24 protein-coding genes are annotated in these 25,052 nt (G+C 62.8%); 8 read left to right on the forward strand and 16 right to left on the reverse strand.

Features of this window, described 5'->3' with window-relative positions:
- From FLM52_09475 to flgB, 5 genes are all read right to left on the reverse strand, one after another.
- Nucleotides 1-768: a flagellar basal body rod protein FlgF gene (locus FLM52_09475; GenBank protein NVN56018.1), complete on the reverse strand. Its 768-nt coding sequence runs from the start codon at nucleotides 766-768 to the stop codon at nucleotides 1-3.
- A gap of 75 nt (nucleotides 769-843) precedes the next feature.
- Nucleotides 844-2,103 (reverse strand): flagellar hook protein FlgE, encoded by a 1,260-nt coding sequence (locus FLM52_09480; protein ID NVN56019.1) that lies wholly within the window; start codon nucleotides 2,101-2,103, stop codon nucleotides 844-846.
- A 132-nt stretch (nucleotides 2,104-2,235) separates the two neighbouring features.
- Entirely contained in the window at nucleotides 2,236-2,925 is a 690-nt protein-coding gene (locus tag FLM52_09485; protein ID NVN56020.1) for a flagellar hook assembly protein FlgD, read from the reverse strand.
- Nucleotides 2,926-2,979: 54 nt separating this feature from the next.
- A complete protein-coding gene (gene flgC, locus FLM52_09490) occupies nucleotides 2,980-3,456 on the reverse strand; it encodes a flagellar basal body rod protein FlgC (GenBank protein NVN56021.1) in 477 nt (158 codons plus the stop codon).
- Nucleotides 3,456-3,875, reverse strand: coding sequence for a flagellar basal body rod protein FlgB (flgB, locus tag FLM52_09495; protein NVN56022.1), 420 nt, complete (start codon nucleotides 3,873-3,875; stop codon nucleotides 3,456-3,458). Before flgB ends, flgC begins: the two co-directional genes overlap by 1 nt.
- Before the next feature lie 274 nt (nucleotides 3,876-4,149).
- On the opposite strand from flgB, the gene flgA reads away from it, so the two are divergent.
- The 3 genes from flgA to FLM52_09510 all read left to right on the forward strand — a co-directional run bounded on the left by flgA (nucleotide 4,150) and on the right by FLM52_09510 (nucleotide 6,122).
- Nucleotides 4,150-5,064: a flagellar basal body P-ring formation protein FlgA gene (flgA, locus tag FLM52_09500; GenBank protein ID NVN56023.1), complete on the forward strand. Its 915-nt coding sequence runs from the start codon at nucleotides 4,150-4,152 to the stop codon at nucleotides 5,062-5,064.
- A 309-nt stretch (nucleotides 5,065-5,373) separates the two neighbouring features.
- Entirely contained in the window at nucleotides 5,374-5,652 is a 279-nt protein-coding gene (flgM, locus tag FLM52_09505) for a flagellar biosynthesis anti-sigma factor FlgM (protein ID NVN56024.1), read from the forward strand.
- Nucleotides 5,649-6,122 (forward strand): flagellar protein FlgN, encoded by a 474-nt coding sequence (locus FLM52_09510; GenBank protein NVN56025.1) that lies wholly within the window; start codon nucleotides 5,649-5,651, stop codon nucleotides 6,120-6,122. The genes flgM and FLM52_09510 overlap by 4 nt, the downstream gene beginning before the upstream one ends.
- 155 nt (nucleotides 6,123-6,277) lie before the next feature.
- Here FLM52_09510 and FLM52_09515 read toward each other — a convergent pair whose 3' ends face one another.
- From FLM52_09515 to fliD, 11 genes are all read right to left on the reverse strand, one after another.
- Entirely contained in the window at nucleotides 6,278-6,868 is a 591-nt protein-coding gene (locus FLM52_09515; protein ID NVN56026.1) for a flagellar protein FlhE, read from the reverse strand.
- A gap of 81 nt (nucleotides 6,869-6,949) precedes the next feature.
- Nucleotides 6,950-9,046: a flagellar biosynthesis protein FlhA gene (gene flhA / locus FLM52_09520; protein ID NVN56027.1), complete on the reverse strand. Its 2,097-nt coding sequence runs from the start codon at nucleotides 9,044-9,046 to the stop codon at nucleotides 6,950-6,952.
- 147 nt (nucleotides 9,047-9,193) lie between these two features.
- Nucleotides 9,194-10,549 (reverse strand): flagellar type III secretion system protein FlhB, encoded by a 1,356-nt coding sequence (gene flhB / locus FLM52_09525; protein ID NVN56028.1) that lies wholly within the window; start codon nucleotides 10,547-10,549, stop codon nucleotides 9,194-9,196.
- A gap of 292 nt (nucleotides 10,550-10,841) precedes the next feature.
- A complete protein-coding gene (motB, locus tag FLM52_09530; protein NVN56029.1) occupies nucleotides 10,842-11,816 on the reverse strand; it encodes a flagellar motor protein MotB in 975 nt (324 codons plus the stop codon).
- A gap of 161 nt (nucleotides 11,817-11,977) precedes the next feature.
- Nucleotides 11,978-12,847, reverse strand: coding sequence for a flagellar motor stator protein MotA (motA, locus tag FLM52_09535; GenBank protein NVN56030.1), 870 nt, complete (start codon nucleotides 12,845-12,847; stop codon nucleotides 11,978-11,980).
- Between the two features lie 296 nt (nucleotides 12,848-13,143).
- Nucleotides 13,144-13,710: a flagellar transcriptional regulator FlhC gene (gene flhC / locus FLM52_09540; GenBank protein NVN56031.1), complete on the reverse strand. Its 567-nt coding sequence runs from the start codon at nucleotides 13,708-13,710 to the stop codon at nucleotides 13,144-13,146.
- Nucleotides 13,710-14,138, reverse strand: coding sequence for a flagellar transcriptional regulator FlhD (locus FLM52_09545; GenBank protein NVN56032.1), 429 nt, complete (start codon nucleotides 14,136-14,138; stop codon nucleotides 13,710-13,712). The genes flhC and FLM52_09545 overlap by 1 nt, the downstream gene beginning before the upstream one ends.
- An 830-nt stretch (nucleotides 14,139-14,968) precedes the next feature.
- A complete protein-coding gene (locus FLM52_09550; protein ID NVN56033.1) occupies nucleotides 14,969-16,876 on the reverse strand; it encodes a hypothetical protein in 1,908 nt (635 codons plus the stop codon).
- Nucleotides 16,877-16,978: 102 nt separating this feature from the next.
- A complete protein-coding gene (locus FLM52_09555; GenBank protein ID NVN56034.1) occupies nucleotides 16,979-17,314 on the reverse strand; it encodes a flagellar protein FliT in 336 nt (111 codons plus the stop codon).
- A 2-nt stretch (nucleotides 17,315-17,316) separates the two neighbouring features.
- Nucleotides 17,317-17,718: a flagellar export chaperone FliS gene (gene fliS / locus FLM52_09560; GenBank protein NVN56035.1), complete on the reverse strand. Its 402-nt coding sequence runs from the start codon at nucleotides 17,716-17,718 to the stop codon at nucleotides 17,317-17,319.
- Nucleotides 17,719-17,913: 195 nt separating this feature from the next.
- Nucleotides 17,914-19,371: a flagellar filament capping protein FliD gene (gene fliD / locus FLM52_09565; GenBank protein NVN56036.1), complete on the reverse strand. Its 1,458-nt coding sequence runs from the start codon at nucleotides 19,369-19,371 to the stop codon at nucleotides 17,914-17,916.
- A 359-nt stretch (nucleotides 19,372-19,730) separates the two neighbouring features.
- Here fliD and rbsD point away from each other — a divergent pair, with 359 nt between their 5' ends.
- The 5 genes from rbsD to FLM52_09590 all read left to right on the forward strand — a co-directional run bounded on the left by rbsD (nucleotide 19,731) and on the right by FLM52_09590 (nucleotide 24,981).
- Nucleotides 19,731-20,150: a D-ribose pyranase gene (rbsD, locus tag FLM52_09570; protein ID NVN56037.1), complete on the forward strand. Its 420-nt coding sequence runs from the start codon at nucleotides 19,731-19,733 to the stop codon at nucleotides 20,148-20,150.
- Entirely contained in the window at nucleotides 20,150-21,781 is a 1,632-nt protein-coding gene (locus tag FLM52_09575; GenBank protein NVN56038.1) for a sugar ABC transporter ATP-binding protein, read from the forward strand. The genes rbsD and FLM52_09575 overlap by 1 nt, the downstream gene beginning before the upstream one ends.
- Nucleotides 21,781-22,758, forward strand: coding sequence for a ribose ABC transporter permease (gene rbsC, locus FLM52_09580; GenBank protein NVN56039.1), 978 nt, complete (start codon nucleotides 21,781-21,783; stop codon nucleotides 22,756-22,758). The genes FLM52_09575 and rbsC overlap by 1 nt, the downstream gene beginning before the upstream one ends.
- A gap of 145 nt (nucleotides 22,759-22,903) precedes the next feature.
- Complete coding sequence (rbsB, locus tag FLM52_09585; GenBank protein ID NVN56040.1) at nucleotides 22,904-23,797, forward strand: ribose ABC transporter substrate-binding protein RbsB; 894 nt, start codon at nucleotides 22,904-22,906, stop codon at nucleotides 23,795-23,797.
- A gap of 158 nt (nucleotides 23,798-23,955) precedes the next feature.
- Nucleotides 23,956-24,981: a LacI family transcriptional regulator gene (locus FLM52_09590; GenBank protein ID NVN56041.1), complete on the forward strand. Its 1,026-nt coding sequence runs from the start codon at nucleotides 23,956-23,958 to the stop codon at nucleotides 24,979-24,981.
- Nucleotides 24,982-25,052 lie beyond the last annotated feature (71 nt).

A 25,052-nucleotide genomic window follows, 5' to 3' on the forward strand; every position in this document is an offset into this window, starting at 1 on the left:
TCAGTCGGTACCAAGCAGGCTGTTGCCACGCTCGGCCATGCGCTCTGCCGTATCGATGCTCTTCATCTGCATCTCGAAACTGCGCGCGTTGTTGATCATGGCGACCATCGCGTCGGTCGCCGAGACGTTGCTGCTCTCCAGGGCGCCGGAGACGACGCGCACCAGCGGGTCGGCAGCCAGCGGTGGCGCGGCCTCCCCGGCCTCAGTCGGCGGCTGACGGAAATAGCCGTCCTCGCTGCGCACAAGCGCCGGACTGCCGGGAATGGCCTCGGGATTGACCAGCTTGAGCTGGGCCTGCAGCACCATGGTGTCAGGCGCATCCGCCGCCGAGCGCGCACTTACGCTGCCATCAGCGGAGATATGCACGATGGCGTTGAGCGGCAGCTCGATCGGCCCGCCATCGCCCAGCACCGGCAAGCCGCCGGAGGTCAGGACACCATCGGCATCGATCTGCAGCGCGCCGTTGCGGGTGTAGAGCTCCTCGCCATTCGCGCCCTGCACGGCCAGCATGCCGGGGCCGTCGAGTGCGACATCCAGGGCGCGATCCGTGGTCTGGATCGTGCCCTGGGCCATCGAGGCCCCCGCGGTAGTCAGCTGACTGGAGACGCGTGTCGCCAGCCCTTCGCCCTGCACATCCACCGCCCTCGACAGTGTCAGCATCTCGCGAAAGCCGGTGGTCGAGAGGTTGGCCAGGTTATGACTGGCGACATCCTGAGCCGCCAGGCTGCGCTGGGCGCCGCTCATGGCGGTGTAGAGCATTCTGTCCATCAGCCGACTCCAATCTGGTCAGATAACGCGTACAACGCTGGCGCTGTCAGGCGACATGGCATCAGTCCGCCCGGATCAACGCAGGTTGATCACGGTCTGCTGGACTTCGTCCTGCACCGAGATGGTCTGGGCATTCGACTGGTAGTTGCGCTGGGCGATGATCAGATCGACCAGCTCGGTGGTCAGGTCGACGTTGGAGGCTTCCACCGCCCCCGAGACCACATCACCGAATACCCCCTCGCCCGGCACGCCGACCAGCGGCTCACCGGATTCCGCGGTCGCCAGCCAGCTGTTGTCGCCATTGGGCTTGAGGCCCTGATCGTTGGCGAAGTTGGCCAGCGAAATGGTGCCCAGCGTCTGGGTCAGTTCATTGGAGTAGCTGCCGATCACCCGCCCGTCACCGTCGATGGAGATGCCCACCAGGCTACCCGAGGTGTAGCCGTTCTGGGATAGCGAGGTGACTTCGTAGTCATTGGCGTACTGGGTGCTGCCCGTCAGATCGATGCTGAAGCTCATGTCCTCGGCACCATTGGAAAGGGCGTAGGTCATGGCGGTCTGGGTATAGTCGTTGCTCAGCTGACCATTGGTACCGAAGCTGATCTGCTCCACCTGGACATCGAAATCCACTGTCGGGGTGATCCCCGCATTCACATCCGACTGGTATTCGGCCGACTTGCCGGCGAAGTCCATCACATGCTGCACGTCCCAGGTATTGCTGCCGGTCTTGGTATAGAACGACGTCACCACATGCTCGCTGCCCTGGCTGTCAAATACGCTCATCGACGAGGCGTAGTCATAGCTGAGCGGATCCATCGGGTCGAAGGTCGTGGTGGTCGGCTCGGCTTCGGAATCCAGATTGATGGATATCTGCGCGCCGTAGATGCTGTTGGCCAGGTTGTCCTGGGTCGCACTGGCCGCCAGCGGGGCAGTCGGCACCTGCAGCACCACGGGCTCGCCGGTGACCCGCTCGCCGGCATAGCCCGTCAGCTGGGCACCCTGCGTATTGACGAGATAGCCATCGGCATCGACATTGAGCTGGCCATTGCGCGAATAGACCACCTGACCGCTGCTGTCGGCAAAGCGCAGGAAGCCTTCGCCGGAAATCGCGATATCGAGATCCCGCCCGGTGGTTTCCAGCGAACCGGTCGAGAAGTCCTGGGAGATGGCGGCCACCTGGACCCCGATACCCGCCGCCTGAGAACTGGCATAAAGATCCGCGAACTGGGTCTCGGAGGACTTGAAGCCTACCGTTTCCGAGTTGGCGATGTTGTTGCCGATCACATCCAGATTGGTTGCCGCCGCACTCAAGCCGCTCAATGCCTGTGAAAACGCCATGGTCTGTCCCTTTGATCGCGATGAAGATGAAAGCCCGAGACCTGTCAGCGAGCTCGGGGGCGGCCAAACGGCCTGAAACTGTTGGCCCGTCCGGCGGGCTCGCTGGCGCTATCCCGGCGCCATGGGCTCAGCTCAAAGCACCTGACGCACGGCGTCCAGACTGACGACACCCAATGCCGGGCCCAGGTCCAGCTGAGCGCCGCTGTCAGTCTGATTGACGCCACTGACCACGCCATAACTCAGCGTCTGCAGGTCGTCATAGCGCTCGCCTGCCCGCTCGGCCGTCACGGCCAGCTGGTAGGCGCCATCGGCGGCTTCAGTGCCATCATCCAGCAAACCGTCCCAGACGAAGCCATGAATACCCGCCTCCAATGCGCCCAACTCGAAGGTCTTGACCACACTGCCATCCGCGCCCAGCACCTCGACAGTGGCGTTGTCGACGTCGTCGGCCAGCTCAAGGCCGAAGGGTGTCGAGGTCGCGTTGCCCACCAGCACCGCATTGCCGCCGACCAACACGCCCTGATCGAGCAGACTGGCCGCCTGCAGCGCTTCACTGCTGGAAATCTGCGCCGTGATGCCCTCAAGCGTGGTGTTGAGTTCTTCGATACCGCTGACGGTGCTGATCTGGGCCAACTGCGCGGTCAGGTCGGAATTCGACACTGGGTCCATCGGGTCCTGGTTCTGCATCTGCGCCACCAGCAGGGTCATGAACTGATCATTGAGCTCCTCGGTACTGCTCACCGACTGCGTGCTATCGGTGACACCGGAGGTCGTGGTGGTCTGGTTGATGCTGTTGAGCACACTGGTGTCTAGCGTCGCCATGCGGTTACCCGAAATCAGAATAAGCGGTCAGAAGGCCAAAGCCCTGAGCGAGGGTCATTCCCCCAGCGTCAATGTCTTGCGCAGCAGGGACTTGGAGGTATTGAAGACCTCGACATTGGCCTCGTAGGACTTGGAGGCCGCGATCATGTCGACCATCTCGGCAACCGGATCGACATTGGAGAAGGTCACATAGCCCTGCTCGTCGGCGAGGGGATGATCGGGGCGATACTCCTGGCGCGCCGGAGCATCGCTCAGTTCCACCGAGCTGACCCTGACACCCCCGAGGCCTGCACTGCGTGACGCCATCTGTGTCGCCAGACCGCCACCGGCCAGGTTGGCCGTCGCCAGCGAGGCATTGGCCTGACGCGCCAAGGGCGCGTACTCGAACACCACCTGCCGCGCCTGATAGGGCTTGCCATCCGGGCCCGCCACGCTGTCGGCGTTGGCCATGTTGCTGGCCACGGCATTGATGCGCTGCGACTGGGCCGCCATCGCGGAACCCGCGACGTTCAAGATGCTGAACGCTGCCATCAACTGTTCTCCGATTGCATGGCCAGACGCAGGCCCTGGATCTTGCCGGTCAGAAGCTCAAGGCTGGCCTCGTAATGCAGACTGTTGTCCGCGAAATTTACCCGCTCCACATCCATGTCGACGGTATTGCCGTCCAGACTCGGCTGTGTCGGCACGCGATAGAGCAGGTCCGCACCCAGCGACAGCCCGGCCCCGCTGGCTGCCTGGTGGCCTGGCTGGGTCGTGTTCAGCGCAAGCGGCCCAGGGGCGGCATTGCCCGCCGTCGCCTTGGCCAGGGTGGCGGAGAAGTCGATATCGCGCGCCAGATAGCCCGGCGTGTCGGCATTGGCGATATTGGTGGCCAGCACCTGCTGCCGCTCGGCACGAAGGCCCAGCGCCTGCTGATGAAAGCTCATGAGGGAATCAAGTCGATCAAACATGGAAGTGCCCCGCTGTCAGCACCTCGCCCTGATGTGGGCGAGGGAACATCCATCGATCAGCTCACGCGTAGGGGAGCATGACGGAAAGCAGGACTGAGAATAGTCAGCCAGCGCCAGGATGAAGGTAAGAACAAGCCACTTTATCGCGGCTATTTCTGGCCATGCCGGTGTCGGGGGCGGCTTACAATCTCTCGCGATACTGATCCAGCACCCTGACCCTGCGCTCTGAACCAATGGGGCTTGTTCCCGCCTTCCACCCCGGACGCCACTCGCGATGAGAGACTGCATACCGAAAATCTGCGTAGCGAAGGGTCTGTCTGTGGCAAGAGGACTGTCTGTGACTAGAGGAATGGCGGTGACAAGAGGACTGTGGCGCACCATCGCCAGCAGCGGGCTGTTGGCGATGGTGCCCGCGGGGGCCGCTGTGCATGCCAGCACCTCAGACGCGGTGAGCTCTGCCATTCAGCCGCCTGCCGCCCAGGCATCAGCATCAGTCTCAACAACAGCGCCATCAACCAAAGACGCGCAGACACGCGCCGTCGAGGCCCTGCGCTGGCAATTGAGCGACTTTTTCACCGCCGAGGACAGCGGCCCCGTCAGAGTGCGCATGCCGGGTGAGCCACCACTGGGCGCGCCCAGCGAGGCCTCCGTACAACTCGAGCTGCGTCGCCTGCCCGCCCGCCTGAAAGACTGCTCGGCACCCCAAATGAGCCTCAACGCCGCGCGCAGTGACCGCCATACACCGGGCCTCAAACGCCTGCAGCTACTGTGCGCGAACGGTCAGCAACATATCGTCAGCGTTCGCATGGAACGCTATGCCTGGCGCCTGAGCACGCCACAGCCGCTCGCGAGCGGCACCCCGCTGGCACCCGCGAGATTGACGCCGGTGCTGACACCACTGGGCAAGTTGCGTGGCAATGGTTTCGAGAGCGCCGCGGCACTGTCGGGCTTCGAGGTACGCCGCCGCCTGCACGCCGGCGAGGTCCTCACCCGCAACAGCGTGCGCGCCATCCCGCTGGTAAACTTCGGCGATACCGTGACCTATCAGGTCAGCGGCACAGGCTTCAGCATGCAGCGCAGTGCGCGGGCACTGGAGGCTGGGGGGCTCGATGAGCGCATCCGCATCGAACTCGCCCCGGGCGACTGGGTGCGCGCCCGCGTCATCGGGCCACGGCGTGTAGCGCCATGATGACTTCAGATGAGATGAGCGAGCTGAGCCGCACCGGGCCAACCCGAGTCATCCTGTTGACTGTGCACGCCCAGCCACGACACGCTGACGCACCGGAAAGACATGCTGACGCTCAAAGGCCGAAGAGCTTGGTACTGACAAGCCGCCGCCCACACCAGATACCTCAGTCCTGAGGGACCATATTGCCTGTGTGGGGTAAAGCTTGGGCTGGCATGGCCGATAGTCGATTCAAGCGCGCAGATGACGCACGCAACCCATCCATGACAGGCTCGTCGTCGAGCCCGGCCCGACGGCCAGAGAGGACAGTCAATGAAGATTGAACATGGCGGCCCGATACAGCGCAGCGACACTCAAGCCCCGCGCGAAATGCGCCCCGAGGCGGCCAAGGACACCACCGCCACTACGGCGGCGACCTCCACGGCCGACTCCACTCAGGTCGAGCTTTCCAGCAGCGCGATCGATGCGAGCCAGGACATCGACCAGGCGCGCGTCGACAGCCTCAAGCAAGCCATCGCCGATGGCAGCATCAAGATCGATGTCGACCGCATCGCACAAGGGCTGATCGATGCCTTCGAAGGTGACGCATGACACTCGATGACGCCTCGACAGCCTTGCTGGGCGAGATCTTTTCCGGCCTCGAGCAGGAGCTGAATGACTTCATTGCCCTGCTCGAGGAAGAACAGCGCCTGCTGGGTCAACGCCTGCCGAGCGCGGCAGACCTTGAGGCCTCGCGCGAAGCCAAGCTGGCCAACGCCGCCCGCCTGGAAGCGCTGGAGAGCCGCCGACGTAGCTGGCTGAGCAACGCCGGGCTTACCAACGACCCACTTGAACTGCATACGGTGCTCGCCAGCCAGCCGGTACTGGCCACCCAGTGGTGGCATCTGGTGACGCTGACGCGCCGCGCCCAGGCGCGCAATCGCTTGAATGGTGAACTGATCGGTCAGCGCATGGCACTGCACAGCAAGATTCTCGACAGCCTGCATCAACGCTCCCCCGGCCATTACGGCGCCGATGGACGCCCGGCAGCGGGAGCCTCACGCCTGAACGTCTCGGCCTGACTGTCCTGACCTGACTGTATTTTCTTTTACTGCCCCAGAAACACGCGAGGCCCGGCATTCTGCCGAGCCTCCAGACACTGCTGATTCATTCCAATCGCCAGTCATTCATCGCCAGCCACTCAAAGCCAGTCCCGTTTCGCTGACAACGCCGCCTGTCACGCACCTTCCAGACTCTCGACGTCGATCACCAGCTGGATGTCATCCAGATGCGCCGCCGGCTTGAGTACGCCACGCCCATTGCGATAGACCTTCAGCGAGAATGGCGCCGTCGCCAGCTCTCGGGTCGGCAGGGTCAACTTGCCACGCCTCGCCTCGAGCATGGCGCAGCGCTCTTCCAGGCAGAGCATGATCTGCCATTCCCCCGGCGCACGCGTGAGCGAATAGCGCCAATGAATCGCGGTGACGCGCGTCCTGTCAGGCGCCATCAGCCCTGAATCACGCACGGCATCTGCCACTGCCAGAGGGCGCATATACCAATGCCCCCGCTGAGCGATGGTCAGCGACTCGACAGACATCATCACCGCCGCGCTGGCTGCCTGCACCGGCGCGGCCAGCGTCGTGGCCCACAGCGCTGCTGCCGTCATCAAGGCCGCCATCGGTGCCGTCCTGCTTTTGGGCTCCGCACTTAGCTTCACACTCGACGCCATTCCCGCCCAGGCCGTACTGCACTCTGCCGCCACTCGCATTCTTCTCTGCACCACTGACTCCTTCAGATCCGTCTTGTTGCAGACGCTCGACACCCCCATGCCGTCGCCTTCCCTGTCCCACTTATCTGCCTTTGCGGCATGTTGTTGTCTTGCCCGGTGATGAGTCGCGCTACCCTGGCGTCACGCAGCACGACCCCCGATCATCTGGGTGACTCGCAGCTCGCGGTCATCGGGGATCTCTGCCTGGGAAAGCACCGCCAGACTCTTGAAACGACGACGCAGGAAACGCCCCACCAAGGGTCGCAGCGCATGCCCGACCACCAATACGCTGGGCTCCCCATTGGCATCCTGCGCAGCGACGGCATTCTTGGCATGCTGCATCAAGGTATCGGCAAGACCGGGCTCCAGCGCATTGCCGCTGCTCAAGGCCTGCATCAGCACCTGCTCAAGCTGCGCTTCCAGGCCGATCACGCGCAAGACGCGCTCGGCGCCGAACCAGTACTGGGTGATGGCGCGCCCTAGCGCGACGCGCACCATGGCAGTCAGGTCGTTGGGGTCCTTGCTGTGCGGGGCATGTTCCGCAAGCGCCTCGAGGATGGTACGCATGTCGCGAATCGAGACCTCCTCATCCAGCAAGTTGTGCAGGATGCGCTGCAGGGTGCCCTGACTGATCAGGGCCGGCACCACTTCCTCCACCAGACCGCCATCCTGCGGGCCCAGCTTCTCGAGCAGCTTGCTGACCTCACTGCGCCCGAGCAGCTGATCGGCATGGCGAGTCATCAGATGATTGAGGTGGGTCGTGATCACGGTCGGGGTGTCGACCACCGTGTAGCCATAGACCTGGGCCTGCTCGCGGGTTTCCGGCTCGATCCAGGTGGCGGCCAGGCCGAAGGCCGGCTCGGTGGTGGCCACGCCCGGCAGCTTCCCGGACACCTTGCCCGGATTGATCGCCAGCCAGCGGCCCGGATAGGCCTCGCCCCGCCCGACCTCGGCACCCTTGAGGCTGATGACATACTGATTGGGCCCAAGCTCAAGGTTGTCGCGGATATGTACCACCGGCGGCAGGAACCCGATCTCCTGGGCGTACTTGCGACGCACCCCCTTGATGCGCGCCAGCAACTCACCGCCCTGACGCATGTCGACCATCGCGATCAGGCGGTGACCGACCTCCATCGCCAGCGGCTCCACCAGTCGCACGTCATCCCAGCTGGCCTCGCTGACCTCCTGCACGGCCGCCGCAGGCGCGGGCGCCGCCTCTTCCTTCGCCTCGCTGCTGATCTCCTTCTCGCGCTGGGAGGCCCACCACCCAAGCCCCGCCAGCAACAAGGTGAAGAGAATGAAGACCATGTTGGGCATGCCCGGTACCAGGCCCAGCAGCCCCATCACGCCAGCCGCCAACCACAGCACCTGCGAGCTCTTGAACAGCTGGCCGATCATCTGCTGACCGACGTCTTCATTGGTGTTGACCCGCGACACCATCACGCCCGCGGCGGTCGAGATGATCAGCGACGGAATCTGGGCCACCAGGCCATCGCCGATGGTCAGCAACGTATAGGTGCGCGCCGCATCGGACATGCTCAGGTCGTGCTGACCGACCCCGATGATCAACCCGCCGATGATATTGATCACCATGATCACCAGCCCCGCCACCGCATCGCCACGCACGAACTTGCTGGCACCGTCCATCGATCCGAAGAAATCGGATTCCTGCGACACTTCCCGGCGACGCTCGCGGGCCTGATCTTCGCCGATCAGGCCGGCGTTGAGGTCGGCATCGATCGCCATCTGCTTGCCGGGCATGGCGTCCAGCGTGAAGCGTGCACCGACCTCGGCAATACGCCCGGCGCCCTTGGTGATGACCATGAAGTTGATGATGACCAGAATCGAGAACACCACCAGGCCAACGGCGAAGTTGCCGCCGACCAGAAACTGCCCGAAGGCCTCGATGACCTTGCCCGCAGAGCCACCGCCATTGTGACCCTCCATCAGCACCACCCGCGTCGAGGCGACATTGAGGGACAGGCGCAGCAAGGTCGAGAACAGCAGCACCGCGGGGAAGGCCGAGAAATCCAGTGGCTTCTGCGCAAACATGCTGACCATCAAGATCATGATCGACAGCGCGATATTGAAGGTGAACAGCAGGTCGAGGATGAAGGGCGCCAGCGGCAACACCATCATCGACAGGATCATCATGATCAGCAGCGGCCCGGCGAGCACCTTCAGCTGGCTGGAGGTGTTGAGCCCCACTCGGTCAAACAGTGTCAGCAAGGTATTCATGCAAGCGGCTCATCGATCGTGGAGGACGTTGCGCGTGCTGCGCAGCGGCCCGGGCTTGGGGTGCAGAAATGGCGGTCAGTCATGGAATTCGGCTTGCAGCATCAGCTGCCAGGCACGGTCATCAACTTCGGTAATCAACTTCAGACTTCAACTTCCGGCACGAGGATCCGTCGTCGCGTCCGCGTCCGGTACAGGCTTGGCGCTGGGCTGGAAGACCGCCCCGGCATCGGCATCATCAGAATCATGATCAGAAGACATTGCGTCAGAGGGCGGCGCGCCTGAGGCTAACGCGTCAGCTTCGGCTGTCGACTCACCGCCATCACGCTGGATGCCTGGCGGGCCAGCCCCCTCAGCCGTCCCTTGCACCTCCTCGGGCACCTGATACTCATCGGGAACGGACAGATCTGTCGGCAGACTCGGGCGCAGGCCACCCTGCTGGCGGGCCCGCTTGAGTCGCATCGCCCAGGCCAGCACCTCGGCGATCACCTGATAGAGCGCAATGGGAATTTCCTGCTCGAGATCGACATGGGTGTGCAAGGCACGCGCCAAGGGCGGCGCACTCAGCATCGGCACCCCGTTCGCCTCGCCCACTTCGCGAATGCGCAGCGCCACTTCATCACGCCCCTTGGCCACCACCCGCGGTGCGCGCATGTCGCCCTCGTGATAGACCAGCGCCACCGAGTAGTGCGTCGGGTTGTTGACGATGACATCGGCAGTGGGCACGGCGCTCATCATGCGCGCGCGCGCCATCGCCTGCTGCTGCTGACGAATGCGCGCCTTGATCTGCGGGTCGCCATCCGTCTCCTTGTGCTCGCGCTTGATCTCCTCGAGGCTCATGCGCAGCTTCCTGGCGTGGCTCCACAACTGATACGGCACATCCATCAGCGTCGGCACGATCAGCATCAATATCGCCAGCGCCGTGCAGCGCGCCACGATCGCCAGTGAATCCGCCATGGCGTTGCCCAGCGGCATCATCATCAACGCCATCAATTCCTGGCGCTGGGCATGCAGATACATCACCACCACGCCACCGACCAGTATCGACTTGGCGATGGTCTTGAGCAGCTCGGCCAGCGCCTGGGAGGAGACCATCCGGCCCAGCCCCTTGACGGGATTGAGCTTGCCCAGCGACGGAGCCAGCGACTTGGTGGAGAACATCCAGCCGCCCAGCAACACCGGGCCGACCAGCGCCAGCACCATCAGCAGGGCGAACAACGGCAACAGAGCCAGCAAGGCCTCCTGGCCCAGCATCAAGGCATTGGCAAGCATCACGCGACTGTCGAGTGCCTGAGCGCGATCAAAGCCGAACGAGGCGCCCAGCACACGCTCCAGGGTGTTACCAAGCGGCCCCGCCAACAGCCACAGGCCTGCAGCACCTCCGCCCAGCAACAGAAAGGTCGCAAGCTCCCGCGAACGGGGCACCTGCCCTTCCTCGCGGGCCTTCTGTATTCGGTGGGGAGTGGCCTCTTCCGTCTTGTCGTCGCTGCTTTGCTCATCAGCCACCGGCTACTCCATTTGCCTGGGATCGCATCTGCCTGGGCTGCCTGGGAGCATGACGCTCACTCAAACTGGCGCGCACGGCGAACGCATCATGCCGAGAATGGGCCTCATTGTGACAAGTACAGCGGGGATCAAAGCGCGGAATAGCGCCCAAAAACGCCCTTGCCCGCCACACGGGTAGTGGACAGGCAAGGGGATGAAGAACAAGGACCATCAGGAGCCACTCCGCGGAAGGCTAGAAACGGAGGCTATCTAGCAGGTCACCGACCTCATACTGCTGCAAGGCACTCAGCACTCAGCTGTCCAGCTCGAAGGCGACGGAACTGTCGGTGACGGGACTGCCAGCGACGGGATTCGTCACGCGCACCGGGCTTGCCAGTTGCTCGAGACGCTCGCGCAGGCTGTTGATGTCCTCGGCGGGCTGGGGATTGACGCCGTTGCTGTCGGTGATATCGCGATAGGCCGACTGGCTGAGCACCATCAGGCTGATGCGACGATTGATGGCGGCCTCGGGATTCTGGCTGTCGAGGCTGATGCGCGAGCCCATGCCAACCACGCGCACGATGCGCTCATAGGGCAGCCCACTGTTTCCGAGCACGCGGCGGGCGGCATTGGCGCGATCGGTGGAGAGCTCCCAGTTGCCGTAGCCGCCTTCGCCGACGAAGGGGCGATTATCGGTATGCCCGGTGATGCTCAGATGATTGGGCAGCCGCTTGAGAATCGGCGCCAGCAAGCCAAGCAGCTGCGAAAGCTGTGGCGAAGGTTGCTTGCTGCCCAACGCGAACATCGGGTGCTGATCGCTATCGGTGATCTGGATACGCAAGCCTTCGGAGGTCAGCTCGATCTGCAGCTGTTCTCGCAGTTCGGCCAGGTCCGCGTCATCGGCCATGCGCTGCGCCATGGTGGTGTCGATCTCGTCGCGAAGGGCGGCCATGCGAGAATCATCGGCCAGCGCCTGACGCTGCAGGCGTTGCAGATCAGCGCCCTTCTCGCCCTGGGTCTGCTCGGCCATGAAGCCGCCGCCGGGAATGGCACTGCTGGAGGCCGAACTGCGATCGCCCCCCAGCAGCGAGACTTCCAGCGGCGCACCGAAATAATCGGAGATTTCCCGCAGGTCCTCATCCGAGGCATTCGAGATCACCCACATGACCAGGAAGAAGGCCATCATCGCGGTCATGAAGTCGGCGTAGGCGATCTTCCAGCCACCGCCATGATGGCCTTTGACGATACGCGGCCGCTTGATGACGATGGGTCTGCGCTCTTCACTCATCGAGACCTCCGAGCTTCAGTCCAGAGACACCCACTGCCTCGACCAGGACAGCCAGCGACACCTGTGTCACTGACACGCAAGTGACGGGCGCACTTGAGACTGCCGCATTTGTGAGTGATGCACTTGCGACTGACGCACTTGCGAGAGACTGCAACGCCATATCAGCCCGCACCCTTGTTCTTGATCTCGCGCACATGCTCTTCCAGCTCGTTGAAGCTGGGACGCTCGGCGGTGAACAACGCCTTGCGGCCGAATTCCACCGCGACCTGCGGAGCGTAGCCATTGAGTGAGGCCATCAGGATGACGCGAATGCACTGCATCATCTTCACGGCCTCGTGCACCTCGTGCTGGATCTTGTTGGCGACCGGCGTGACGAAGCCATAGGCCAGCAGGATGCCGAGGAAGGTGCCGACCATGGCATTGGCGATCAACACGCCCAGCTGGGCGGCGCCCTGGTCCGCCGAGGCCAGCGCATGCACCACCCCCATCACGGCGGCAACGATCCCGAAGGCCGGCAGGCCATCGGCCACCGCCGAGAGGGAATGCACCGGAATCTCGGTCTCGTGCTTGAAGGTCTCGATCTCGTGCTCCATCAGCGACTCGAGCTCGAAGGGGTCCATGTTGCCGCTGACCATCAGGCGCAGGTAGTCGGTGATGAAATTCATCAGAATGGGGTCGGAGAGCAGGCGCGGATACTCGGCGAACAAGGCGCTTTCCTGCGGGTTGTCGATGTCCTGCTCGATCGCCAGCATGCCCTGCTGACGGGCACGTGACAGCAGCAGATACAGCAGCCCGATGACTTCCATGTACAGGGACTTGTTGTAGCCACGCGTGCGCTTCAACTTCGAGAATGCCTTGCCGGTGGCCTTGATGGCCTTGCCGTTGTTGCCGGCCAGAAAGGCGCCGACGGCAGAGCCGCAGATGATGAGCAATTCCGCGGGCTGCATCAGCACCGCCAGGTGCCCGCCCACCATCAGATACCCGCCCAGGGTGGACCCGATGACCACTAGATAGCCTATGAACAACAACACAATAACCCCCTTGGCATTCGGTCAACGTCGCATGAGTCTGACTATCGGCGTCGCTGAGCATGTCTTTAGGGTCACGGCGGATTATTCGTTGAGGCAGTCGCTGTGGAAAGCACAATGGCCGAATGAGCCATGGTCGAAACAGTCAGGGTCGAAACAGTCGGCATCGAGACAGCCGGGTAATCACTGCCGCAAAACGCAAGAAGGCTTGCCCGGGGATGGGCAAGCCTTCTGATCTTTGCACACTCGTCTTGCTCGTTCGCCTGGCGCCTTCACTGACACGAGACAGAAGACAGCTATCAGCCGAGACTGGCGACGGCTGCCGACTGCTCCAGTGCCAGTTCTTCACGGGCCTTGCGACGGGCGGCCGTCTTGCCGGCACGCGATGGCGGCTGACAGATGCCACACACGTAATCGTGTGATGGCGTGTGGGCGTGCACCACGAAATGACCACTGCAGGTCTTGCAGCTGGCCACTTCCAGCAGATCGCTTTCGAAAAAGCGCACCAGTGTCCAGGCGCGCGTGAGCGCCAGCACCGGCTCGTCTTCGCCGACATGCTCCAGGTAGAAGCGATAAGCCTTGACGAAAGCATTCATGCGCGACGCGCCCTGCGCCTTGAGCCGACGGTAGAAACCGTGGAACAGCGATGCATGCAGATTGGGCTGCCAGGTCATGAACCAGTCGGTGGAAAACGGCAGCATGCCCTTGGGCGGCGAGACACCACGAACTTCCTTGTACAGCTTGACCAGACGCGCGCGGCTGATCTCCGTTTCCGTCTCGAGCACCTGCAGGCGGGCCCCCAGTTCGATCAACTCTACTGCCAACTGCAGCTGTTGCAGTTCATCGACGAGACTTTTCTGGGTCATCAGCTGACTCCCACCTGGCGAAGTCCAGCATCGTTCTGACGCGCATTCAGCAGCATGGCAGTGTGCATCGCGCTGAAATCCTGGTCGCGCCCACCCTGCAATACTCCCTTGAGCTGCGAGGCATCATCCAACGCCAGCTCGCACAGCAGTTGATTGCAGGACGACAACGACACCAGCTGACTGACACTCATGCCAGACAATAGATCCGCCATCTCTTGATCGAGACCCAGGCGTACCAGCGCCATTTCCGTATCTTCGACCAACAAGCGCTGCACAAGCAGAAGATACGACAGATTGACACTCTGTATATCATTGAGCAGTGAGGACATCATGATTCCCTGAGTGGTCTGATCGTCCCGAGCTACCGCCAACCCTGGCGCTCGACCGTCATTCCTTATGATTTTGATGTGATGTAACGAAATACTCAATGGCGCCGGGCCAGTGGCACCATGCGGGCTTGCGGCTTCATGACCAGATGAGCCACCCACTTTAAGATGGCGATTCTAATACTTAATCACGTAATGGACCAGACTCTTCATCAACATTTTTTTACATACCACTACGCTATATGCACAAAAGCTGCATCAAGCCGCCGAAATGGCAGCAAGGTGCGTCAGAAAAGCCCTCAATCTTGTCTTCAAGACGACTTGCATAATCACGATGCACCAGATTTGTCATACAAATCAATAGCAAGCGGATGGTGCGCACAGGATGTTGCATTTTCGTGAAAGGCAGGCCTGCCCCTTTCCCGCCACCCGGGGCATGCCTTGTACAATATCGAGCAATTGCCCCGAACGGGCCGCCAACAGACAGCAAGTTACCCCTGCGTAAAGGCGAGGGATAATGCGATGTCAGTACTTGACCAAGGCGGGCTATCTGCTATTTCAACGCTGCGAGAGGACCCGCCAGCGGCTCGCCCAAATGGGCTTCTCTCGCCGCTTCAACACAATAAAACACTGCATATGGGGGTTCTGGCACAAACAACATGCAGGATCGAGCTGCATTTACAGGGCGACCCTCGGCGGAGTTTCAATACCGTATCCACGCAAGCAGTTCGCCTGAGTGACGCTTTATTTAAATATTATAAATAAATTATATTTCTCGCTATCCTGGTCTATGGCGTGACGCCTGAAGTGTCACTTCACACCTCCACAGTCGCCATGCAGTGGCATGCCATAAAAACATTCGTCAGGGCTCAATGAGCAAGAATCGTACAAGGATGAAACATCACCCTGCAGGGCGGGACATTTTGAGGATTTTACTCGCGAGGCGCCTTCTGTGAGCGATACCTCTCGGCCCATAGCTCGGCGATCTTGACGACGACCTGCATCAAGGCTGTAGGCAATTCCTTGCGTGCCGGCAGGCCGGTGGCCAGCATTTCGACCAGCTCGGGCATTTCATGCACGCTCAGACCCAGCGAGTTGGCCCGCTGCTGGATGCGCTGCCCCAGCCTCTCACCCTGGGTATGCATGAAATCCGTCGCTTGCTCTGCCGTGGCCCGAGGGGCATCGACAGATGTGCCATCAGAAGACGCGGGCGCCTCATGATCAGATACTGCATCGACGGGGCGTACGTGCACCCTGGGCGCCATCCCGGCCAGACCTTGCGCGAGCGCATGCTGCAGTTCGCGCAAGGCCGCATCACGCTGGCCTGCGTTGCTGGAGGGTTGCGTCAGTCGCTCTATCTCGACCACCAAGGCCACAGGCGCAGCGAGCTGATACCAGGTCAGCTTCAGTGCAAGCGTTGCCCTCTCTGAAGCATCACTGCTCCTGCTCTTCTCACCACCCTCACTTTCCGCACTGGCTGGCGCTGACGCTTGCGTCTGATCTTCGCCCTGCTCCGCATTGTCCTTCGCGGCAAGATTTCTCTGCTCGGAAGTCACCTGTGACTTGCGATCGCTGCCCTCCTCGCCATCGCTGTCGCCTGCCACCAGGGTGAGCGACATCTTCCACTGCTGAGCCTCGCCGTGATCACTGCGGCGACTGTCAGGTGTAGCGTCATGCGCAGCCACGGGTATCACGGCCAATGGCGCTGCACGTCGCTCCCCCTCATCCCGCGAGCGGTGCCGATAAGGCGGCCCCGGGAAATAGAGGCTGAAGAAGACATGCAGCCCGGGCATCAACAGCCCCTGCCAATTGAAGGGCTGACCCAGTATCAACAACAGCTGTTGCTGTACCAGCCCGCTGGCAAGGGCATCTGAACCAATCACCTGGCGAGACACATCAGAGGCGGCAGGTTGAGCGACGCCCAATTGCATGTTGGCGCGATAGGCACCCAGCGCACTGGCTTCATGGGCGCTGGCGCCATGTCGGGCCACGTCCACACTACCTGCCGACAACAGCATGTCACCGCTCGGCCGCGCCATGCCTGCGCGAGGCTCACGGCGCAGCTCTTCTCGCATGTCTCGCATGCGCCAGACAAAGGCGCCCTCGCGCGTCTCTTCCCAGGGGGTGAAGTGCGCCTCCGCCAGCACCGGCCATTGCCGCCAGGCCAACAGAGCCTCCAATCGGGCATTGGCAAGCTGAGGATGCCCGGCGAGGTCGGCCAATCCCACCCGATTCTCGACCCAGGCGAGCAGGTCCGCTTCGTAGAAGAGCCCGCTCTGGTGAATCTGCTGGCTCAAGGCCGCCGACAGACTGTGAAGTGATGCGCTGGACAACGCCATGGGGGCCAGAAGACCGGTCAAGGGCTGGCCGCGCGCCAGCAGAGAAGCCAGCGATTGCCCTTCCGGCAGCGCCAACCCGACCCGCGCGGACGGCGAGCCGCTGGCCACCAGCTGTGACAAAGCATCGAGCAAATGCGACATCGTCTGTGTCTGCGTCGTCAGCTCGACGTAAGCACCGGACGGTGGGAGGGAGGAAGAAGCTGACGCGAGGGCGCCAGTGGGAGAAGTGGAGGCTTGCGTGGCTGTCAGCAACGCTGCACTGGCATCCAATGACGGGGCCGCAGGCCTTGCGCCTGAGCCTGTTCCCGCGCCTATCTGTAAGAGCGGATTGGCGCCATTCTGGCCACCACTTCCCTTGCCATCTTCCGCCCCCAACCCCTGACGCGACTGGAGAGCGGAGGTCGGGAAGACGACACCGGAGTCCGCCGGCGGCGGGGGTTGTGCCGCCCTCCCCAATACCTGATGGAGCAGACTATCGATCAAGGGATTGATGCCGCTCATGTCGTGCGATCCTCATTGCCAAAGAGGCCGTCAGGGAGTCATGCGCGCAGCCTCGGCGACTCGGCCCTTGTCGCAGCTTCCTCGAGCTTGGCTGTGCTGGCTTCAGCTGCCCTGGCCATAGCTGCGGGCCAGCTTGCGGCGCGCACTCACGTCCCCGAGCACTTCCTGCAACTGGCTCTGGCGCGCCTTGAGCTGGACGGTCAGCTCGGACTCCAGCGTGGTCAGCGTGCGCAGGCGTTGTTCCAGCGCCCTGCGCGTCTCGGCGTTGCCCCCTCGCGGCATGCGCAGCTGCTGCATCTTCTCGATATAGCTGGCCTGCCCGCCGAGTACCGCGGGCCAGTCACCCAGGCGCGCTGAGCGCAGCATGGCATTCATCTGCTCCAGCAGCTCATCGCATTGCTGGAAGGTGTCATCAGCGAGCAGTGCATTGCTGTCCATGGTCAGCCCATTCCCTTGTCGTGTACGGCAATCTGACGCCAGGCGTCTCCCAGCTCGTTGAGCAGGCGACGTGCCTCGTCGAGCTTTTCCGGGCTGTTGCTCAGGTTGGCCTGCATGATCAGGCGCGCGATGTAGTCATACATGCGATCGAGATTGGTCGCGACCTCATTGCCCTGCTCATGATCCAGGCAGGCACGCAGACCTTCGGTGACGATGCTGGTCGCCTTGGCCAGCGACTGTCCCTTGGCGGCCACGTCGCCGGCCTCCATCTGCAGACGCCCCGCCGCCAGCGCGCGGTCTGCTCCCTCGAACAACATCACGATCAACTGGTGCGGGCTGGCGGAAAGCACACCGGATTCCACGCCGACACGGGCATAGGCATTGGCGCCACGATAGCGACTCATGGTGATTGGTTTCCCTTGTTCATGACGTTTGTCAGTATCTCTGTCAGATGTGGAGCCGTCGACGGCACGTGGCCTCGACTGCGGGCATGGCCGGACTCATCGAATCTCGCAGGCGCATGGCGGATGGCAGATGGCGGATGGTCCAGGCCTGGGCCCAGTGGCCAAAGACCAATGTCTCGGGGCATCAGCTACCGATCAGCCCGTCATGTCCCAGCTGTTTTCCAGCGTTTCCAGCTGACTGGTCAGGTAATCACTGGTAGATGTCAGGTTGGCCACCAGGATGTCGAGTTTCGTGAACTGTTCCCGATAACGCTCGATGGTGGCCTCGATGGTGTCTTCGGTCTGCTCATACTGACTGGCGAGACTCTCGAGCGACCCCTCGATGCCTTCCGTGGTGCCTTCCAGCGTGCCGTCTTCCCCGACCACCTCTTCCAGCAGACTGGACATCTGGCTGGCGAAGCCGCTGGTACCCGCCTCATCATCGGAGATGAAGAACCCCGACATCGCCGCCAGCTGAACACTGTCGGCGGCCTCGATCACGGCGCTGTCGAATTCGAGCTTGCCATCGTTGGTACGGCTCACTCCCAGCGAGGAGAGCGCATAGAAATCGCCCTCACTGGTGAAATTCAGCGCCGAGGTCAGGCGGCTCTCGATGGTGCGCAGCGTCGAGTCCCCCAGCAGTTCCCCCGCGGTCCCTTCATCGGCATTGAAGGCGGTGTAATTGTCGATGGTGTCCTGAAGATCGTTGTAGGCATTGACGAAGGTCTCCATCGCCTTGCTCACAGACTCGGCGTTCTCCTTGACGGTGATCACGCTCGCAGTCGTATTCGTCTCGCTCAGCGTCAGGGTCAAACCATCCACGGCATCATCAATGTCATTGGAGGTGGCTTGCATGCTGATGCCGTTGACGCTGAATTCGGCATTGCGCGCCGCGACGACTTGCTCCATCCCGCTGGCGGCCGGGTCACTGCTTGTCGCGTCATAGCTCGCCGGGTCATGGCTGAGCAGGCTCTCGAGCTCTGCCACCTCGCCGCTGGTCGCGAGGCTCATCACCGCCTCGTTGCCCGTCTCATCCGAGGTCATCACCAGGCGATACGGCGTGTCGGAACCATCATTGACGATCGAGGCCGTGACCCCGAGACCCGCCTCATTGATGGCATCACGAATGCCTTCCAGCGTGTTGTTACTCTCGTCGATGACGATGCCGGCGCTGCGCTCGGCGTCCGCCGCATAGCTGCCGTCACTGGCCAGCGTGCCCAATGACAGCGTCAGCGTGGTCGCGGTGCCATCACCGATGGCCTCATCGCGGCTCGCCTGCCCCGCCGTCGCCAGACTCTGCGCCTGTGCCAGCTGGGTGACAGCCACCGAATAACTGCCCGCACTCACTTCCGAGGTTGCCGTGGCACTGACGCCCGAGCCACTGGCAGTGGTCGTCATGCCGGCATAGGTCTCGGCATCGGCCAACGCCGCGGCGGCGGTATCCAGGGATTCCAGGCGACTTTGAATCGTGCCCCAGGCCGACAACTCGGCTTCGTAACTTGCCTGCTGGTTCTCGATCGGCGTGAGCTTCTGACGCTCTGCCGTCTCCAAATCCGTCAGCAGACTGTTGAGGTCGAGCCCAGAGCCAATCCCCAGCGATGAAATCGTCGCCATATGCACCTCTCGATAGGGTGAAGGTATTTTTACATGCCCGCAGAGTCGCCATCAGGCGAAAAAGCACGCATACCGGGCGTATTTGTCTGTCTGAGTGTTGGGGCTATCGGCACGGGCCTGGTGAACTTGAGGACTTTCTTGTTCACACATTCTCTTGCATGAGCGCCTTCTCTTTAACGCTCACCTCCCGAGAACACCCCGCACTAGACCTCAGACTACAGAAAGGTAGCCACCCTACAGCGCCTACGACGTATCGCTTACCGCACCGCAAACGTTTGCGGTTCATAATTGGCGCCATTGTGAACCAGCGGATTCAGACACTGGATCGACTCATTCCTGCTTTACCCAAGGACTGCGACGTGAAACGACACGGCATCTTGAACGGACCTCTCAGTGGCCACCTCGCCCGTCTCGGCCATACCCACACCGTGGTGATCGCCGACGCCGGCCTGCCGATTCCCGAGGGCGTGCCCTGTGTCGATCTCGCGGTGGTCCCCGGCCTGCCCGCCATGCTGCCGGTGCTGGACGCCCTGCTGGCCGAGCTGTGCATCGAGGCCACGACCCTGGCCGAGGAGCTGCCGGTCAAGAGTCCCTCCTTCCACAACGCCGTCGTCGAACGCCTGGATACACTGGATCGTCTGTCACTCACGCCGATCGCTCGCCAGCAACTCAGTCATGAAGCCTTCAAGGCGGCGTTGCCCGAGGCGAGCGTCATCGTGCGCACGGGCGAGTGCACGCCGTACGCCAACGTGATCCTGCACTGTGGGGTGCCCTTCTGATGCAGAGCCATGCACAACCGAGAGTGCTGATGGCACTCAAGGGCATCGACAAGGGCTTCTCAGGGGTCAGCGTACTCAAGGGTGTCGACTTGACCCTGCGCGCGGGGCGCGTGCATGCGCTGGCCGGTGAGAATGGCGCAGGCAAGTCGACGCTGATGAAGATTCTCTCCGGCGTCTATCGCTATGACGCCGGCACGCTGTGGCTGCGTGACGAGGAAGTGGTCTTCACCACTCCACGTCAGGCAATGGACAGCCGCATCGCCATTATCCATCAGGAACTCAATCTGGTGCCGGGCCTGTCCGCCGGCGAGAACATCTTTCTCGGCCGTGAGCCACGTACCGCGCTGGGCACCGTCGACTGGAAGCGTCTACACCGCGATGCCCGCCAGCTGCTCGACCGCCTGCGCCAATCGCTGGATTCCCGCACCGCAGTCAGCGAGCTGAGCATCGGTCAGCAGCAGATGGTCGAGATCGCGCGTGCGCTGTCGCTGGACGCCGAGATCATCATCATGGATGAGCCCACCGATGCGCTGACCGACATCGAGACCGAGATTCTCGCTGAGGTCGTGGCCGAGCTGCGCGCCGAGGGCCGCTCGCTGGTCCTGATCACCCACCGCCTGAACGAGATCTTCAGCATGTGCGATGAAGTCGCCGTGCTGCGCGATGGCCAGATGATCCACCAGGGCCCGACGGCGGAACTGGATGAGGATGGCCTGATTCGCCTGATGGTCGGCCGCGAGCTGGCCGAGCGCTACCCTTATACGCCCGCCACCCCTGATGGCGAAGCGATGCTCGAGGTCGAGGATCTCGAGGCGCCGGGCGTCAAGGGCATCAGCTTCTCGGCCCGTCGCGGGGAAGTGCTCGGCTTTGGCGGCCTGATGGGCGCCGGGCGCACCGAACTGGCCCGCGCCCTGTGCGGCGATACCCGTATCAACGCCGGCAGCGTGAAGCTGCATGGCCAGCCGGTGCGCTTCGCCTCGCCGGCCGAGGCATTGGCCGCGGGCCTGGTGTATGTGCCGGAAGACCGCAAGCAGGCGGGCCTGATTCTCCCTCACTCGGTGGCCAGCAACATGTCGTTGAGCGCCCTGCCCAGCTTCTGTGGTGCGTTCGGGCGCATACGCCATGGCGAGGAAGCCGCCGCCGTCGAAAGCTTCGTCAAGAGCATGCAGATCAAGGTCAGCAATACCGACCAGCCGGTCGATACGCTGTCCGGCGGCAACCAGCAGAAGGTATCACTGGCCAAGGCATTGATGCCGGCGCCGGAGCTGGTAATTCTCGATGAACCGACCCGTGGCGTGGATGTCGGTGCCAAGCGCGAGATTTACCTGCTGATCAACGAGCTCAAGCGCCAGGGCAAGTGCGTACTGCTTATCTCCTCGGAGATGCCCGAACTGCTCGGCCTGGCCGATCGCATTCTGGTGGTCGCCGACGGGCGCATCTCCGGCGAGTTCAGCCGAGAGAACGCGACCCAGGAAGCGATCATGACCGCGGCCTCCGGCCTCGAGAGCCCCCTCAGCAGTGGCAACGACGCCGCGAATGGCACGTCAACGTCCAGCGCTGCACCACGCGGTGCGACCCGCCCGTCTTCTACCCCCGATTCCTCCGCTTCCCGCCACGAGATGCCGAACTGATGTCTACTCCTTCTTCCTCTGCCGCCAGCGGCCGCCGCCTCGACGTCATGCGTCTGCTGGTCGACAACAAGGCGCTGATCGCGCTGGCCCTGTTGATCGCCGTGAGTGCCGGCCTGTCCGACAACTTCCTGTCATCTGACAACCTGCTCAACGTGCTTCGCCAGACCAGCATCAATGCCATCATCGCCATGGGCGTGACCTTCGTCATTCTCACCGCGGGCATCGATCTGTCTGTTGGCGCGGTACTGGCGCTGACCGGCGCTTTCGCGGCCTCGATGACCGCCGCCGGCCTCTCCCCCTGGCTGAGCGTGCCGGGCACCATCATCGCCGGTGCTGGCCTGGGCGCCATTTCCGGCCTTTTCGTCGCCTTCGGTCGCATCCAGGCCTTTATCGTCACCCTGGTGGCGATGACGGTGCTGCGCGGTGCCACGCTCGTCTACACCGATGGCCGTCCGGTCTCCATCGGCGTCAGCGAAGCCGCGGACAGCTTCTGGAATCTGGGCGGCGGTTACTGGCTCGGCGTGCCGATTCCGATCTACATGATGTTCTTCGTCTACGTGCTGTGCTGGGGCGTGCTGCATCACACCCGCTTCGGGCGCCACGTCTATGCGGTCGGGGGTGGTGAGAAGGTCGCGCGCCTGTCCGGCATCAACGTCAATCGCATCAAGATCAGCGTCTATGCCATCGCGGGTGCCTTCGCGGCACTGGCCGGCGCCATCCTCGCCGCGCGTCTCGGCTCGGCACAGCCGAATGCCGGTACCGGCTATGAGCTGGACGCCATCGCAGCAGTCGTCATCGGCGGCACCAGCCTGATGGGTGGCCGCGGGCGCATCTTCGGCACCTTGATCGGAGCACTGGTGATCGGCGTGCTCAACAATGCGCTGAACATCATGGGCGTCTCCAGCTACTACCAGATGATCGCCAAGGGCGCCGTCATACTGCTCGCGGTACTGATCGACAGCCGCGCGCAGAAATAGAAGCGCAAGTACCGAAGAAATAGAAGAGCAAGTACGTAATACACGATACGGTTTCATTCCCGGCAGCATCGAAGACCCTCGCCCCCGTGCGCCAACCACGGGGGCCCTCCAGCGGGTCGCCGACAACAACGAAAGGACCATCGCCATGAAAAAACTGCTCACCTCCACGCTGACCACCGCCATCACTGCCGCAGGCCTGAGCATGATGCCGGTACAATCCGCCATGGCCGACAAGATCGCGCTGGTGGTCTCGACGCTGAACAACCCGTTCTTCGTCAGCCTCCAGCAGGGTGCCAAGGACAAGGCCGAGGAACTGGGCCACGAACTGATCGTGCTGGATTCCGGCGATGACGCTGCGCGTGAGCTGTCCAACGTCGAGGACGCCCTGTCCCGCGGCGTCGATCTGCTGCTGATCAACCCGACCGACTCCGATGCCGTGGTCTCAAGCGTGCGCACCGCCAATGGCCGTGATGTGCCGGTGGTGACACTGGATCGTAGCGCCAACGGCGGTCGCGTCGCGGCGCACGTCGCCTCCGACAACGTCGCCGGTGGCGAACTGGCAGGCAATTTCATCGCCGAGAAACTCGCAGGCAAGGGTGAAATCGTGCAGCTGGAAGGCGTCGCCGGCGCCTCGGCCACGCGTGATCGCGGTGAAGGCTTCATGAAGGCCATCGACGGCCAGTCAGGCCTCAGCCTGGTGGCCACTCAGCCGGCCAACTTCAATCGCACCCAGGGCCTGAACGTGATGGAAAACCTGCTGCAGGCGCACCCGGGCGTGAATGCCGTGTTCGCCCAGAACGACGAGATGGCGCTGGGCGCCCAGCGTGCCTTGCAGGCCGCCGGCAAGGACACCCTGCTGGTCGGCTTCGATGGCACCGATGAAGGCATCAAGGCCGTGCAGGCCGGCAAGATGGACGCCACCGTCGCCCAGCAGCCGGCGCTGATCGGCAGCCTCGGCGTCGATACCGCCGACAAGCTGCTCAAGGACGAGGACGTCGAGAAGACCATCTCCGTGCCGCTCAAGCTGATCACCGAATAAGCGATCCCACGGCTCACGCCGCCTGCATCGCGAAACAGGACGCCGGCCACTGGCCGGCGTTTTTTCGTCTTCCCATCAATGGCGTGTCTTGCTCGCCCTGCAGGGCCAGTGACGCCCGCTCGACTTTCATCATCAGGCTCACCACCAGGGATAGAAAAGTGATTCGACTCAAGGATGTGGCGGCACACGCCGGTGTTTCGGTGACCACGGTGTCGCATGTCGTGAATGCCACCCGTCCGGTGGCCAGCGCGACCGAAGCCCGGGTACGCGAATCGATCGCCGCGCTCGGCTATCGACCGGACAGCGTCGCCCGCGCCCTGAAATCCAACCGCAGCCGCACCCTGGGGATGATCGTCACCAGTGCGCACAACCCCTTCTTCGCCGAGGTGATCCGCGGCGTCGAGGACCGCTGCTACCAGGCGGGCTACAGCCTGATTCTGTGCAACAGCGACGATATCGACGCCAAGCAGCTCAGCTATCTCGAGACACTGCGGGACCGACGCATCGATGGACTGGTGGTGATGACCGCCGAGAACGGTGCCGGCTTTCTCGAGGCGCTCAGCGCCCTGCCACTGCCGACGGTGATGATGGACGCCGAGCCCCAGCCAGGCTGGGACATGACGGTGGTCAATGACGATTCACGCCTGGGGGGGAAACTTGCCATCGAGCACCTGCTGGGGCAGGGGATCGAGCGCATCGCCCTGCTGACCGGGCCTCGTGATCATCCCCGTTCCCGCGAGCGCCTGAGCGGCGCACTGGACGCCCTGCACGCCGCTGGCCTGGGACTCGCCGAGGACTGGCAGATCGCGACCCAGTTGATGCTGGCCGACGGTCATCGCGCGGCCCACCTGCTGCTGGCCAATCCGGCCGACAGACCCGATGCCATCTTCGCCTTCAATGACCTGCTGGCGCTGGGCTGTCTGCGCGCCGCCCAGGACCTGGGCCTTGAGGTACCTCAGCAACTCTCGATCATCGGCTACGACGATATCGAGATCAGTGCCTACCTCTCACCCGCCCTGACCACCATCCGCCAGCCGATATATGCGTTGGGCACCACGGCGGTAGACCAGCTGATCGCACGTCTGGAAGGCACTCCCTTCCCGGGCCAGACCCAACTGGCCCCGAGGCTGGTGGAACGCGACAGTGTCGCGCGGCCAGACCAGCGCCTTCAGGGTCAGGCTTGAGCACAGCCGTGTTTGAGCACAGCCACGCTTGAGCACAGCCAGGATTGAGCGCCTTCAGGCTAGATCACAGA

It is taken from the genome of bacterium Scap17 (assembly GCA_013376735.1).
In the GTDB taxonomy this organism is placed as follows: Bacteria; Pseudomonadota; Gammaproteobacteria; order Pseudomonadales; family Halomonadaceae; genus Cobetia.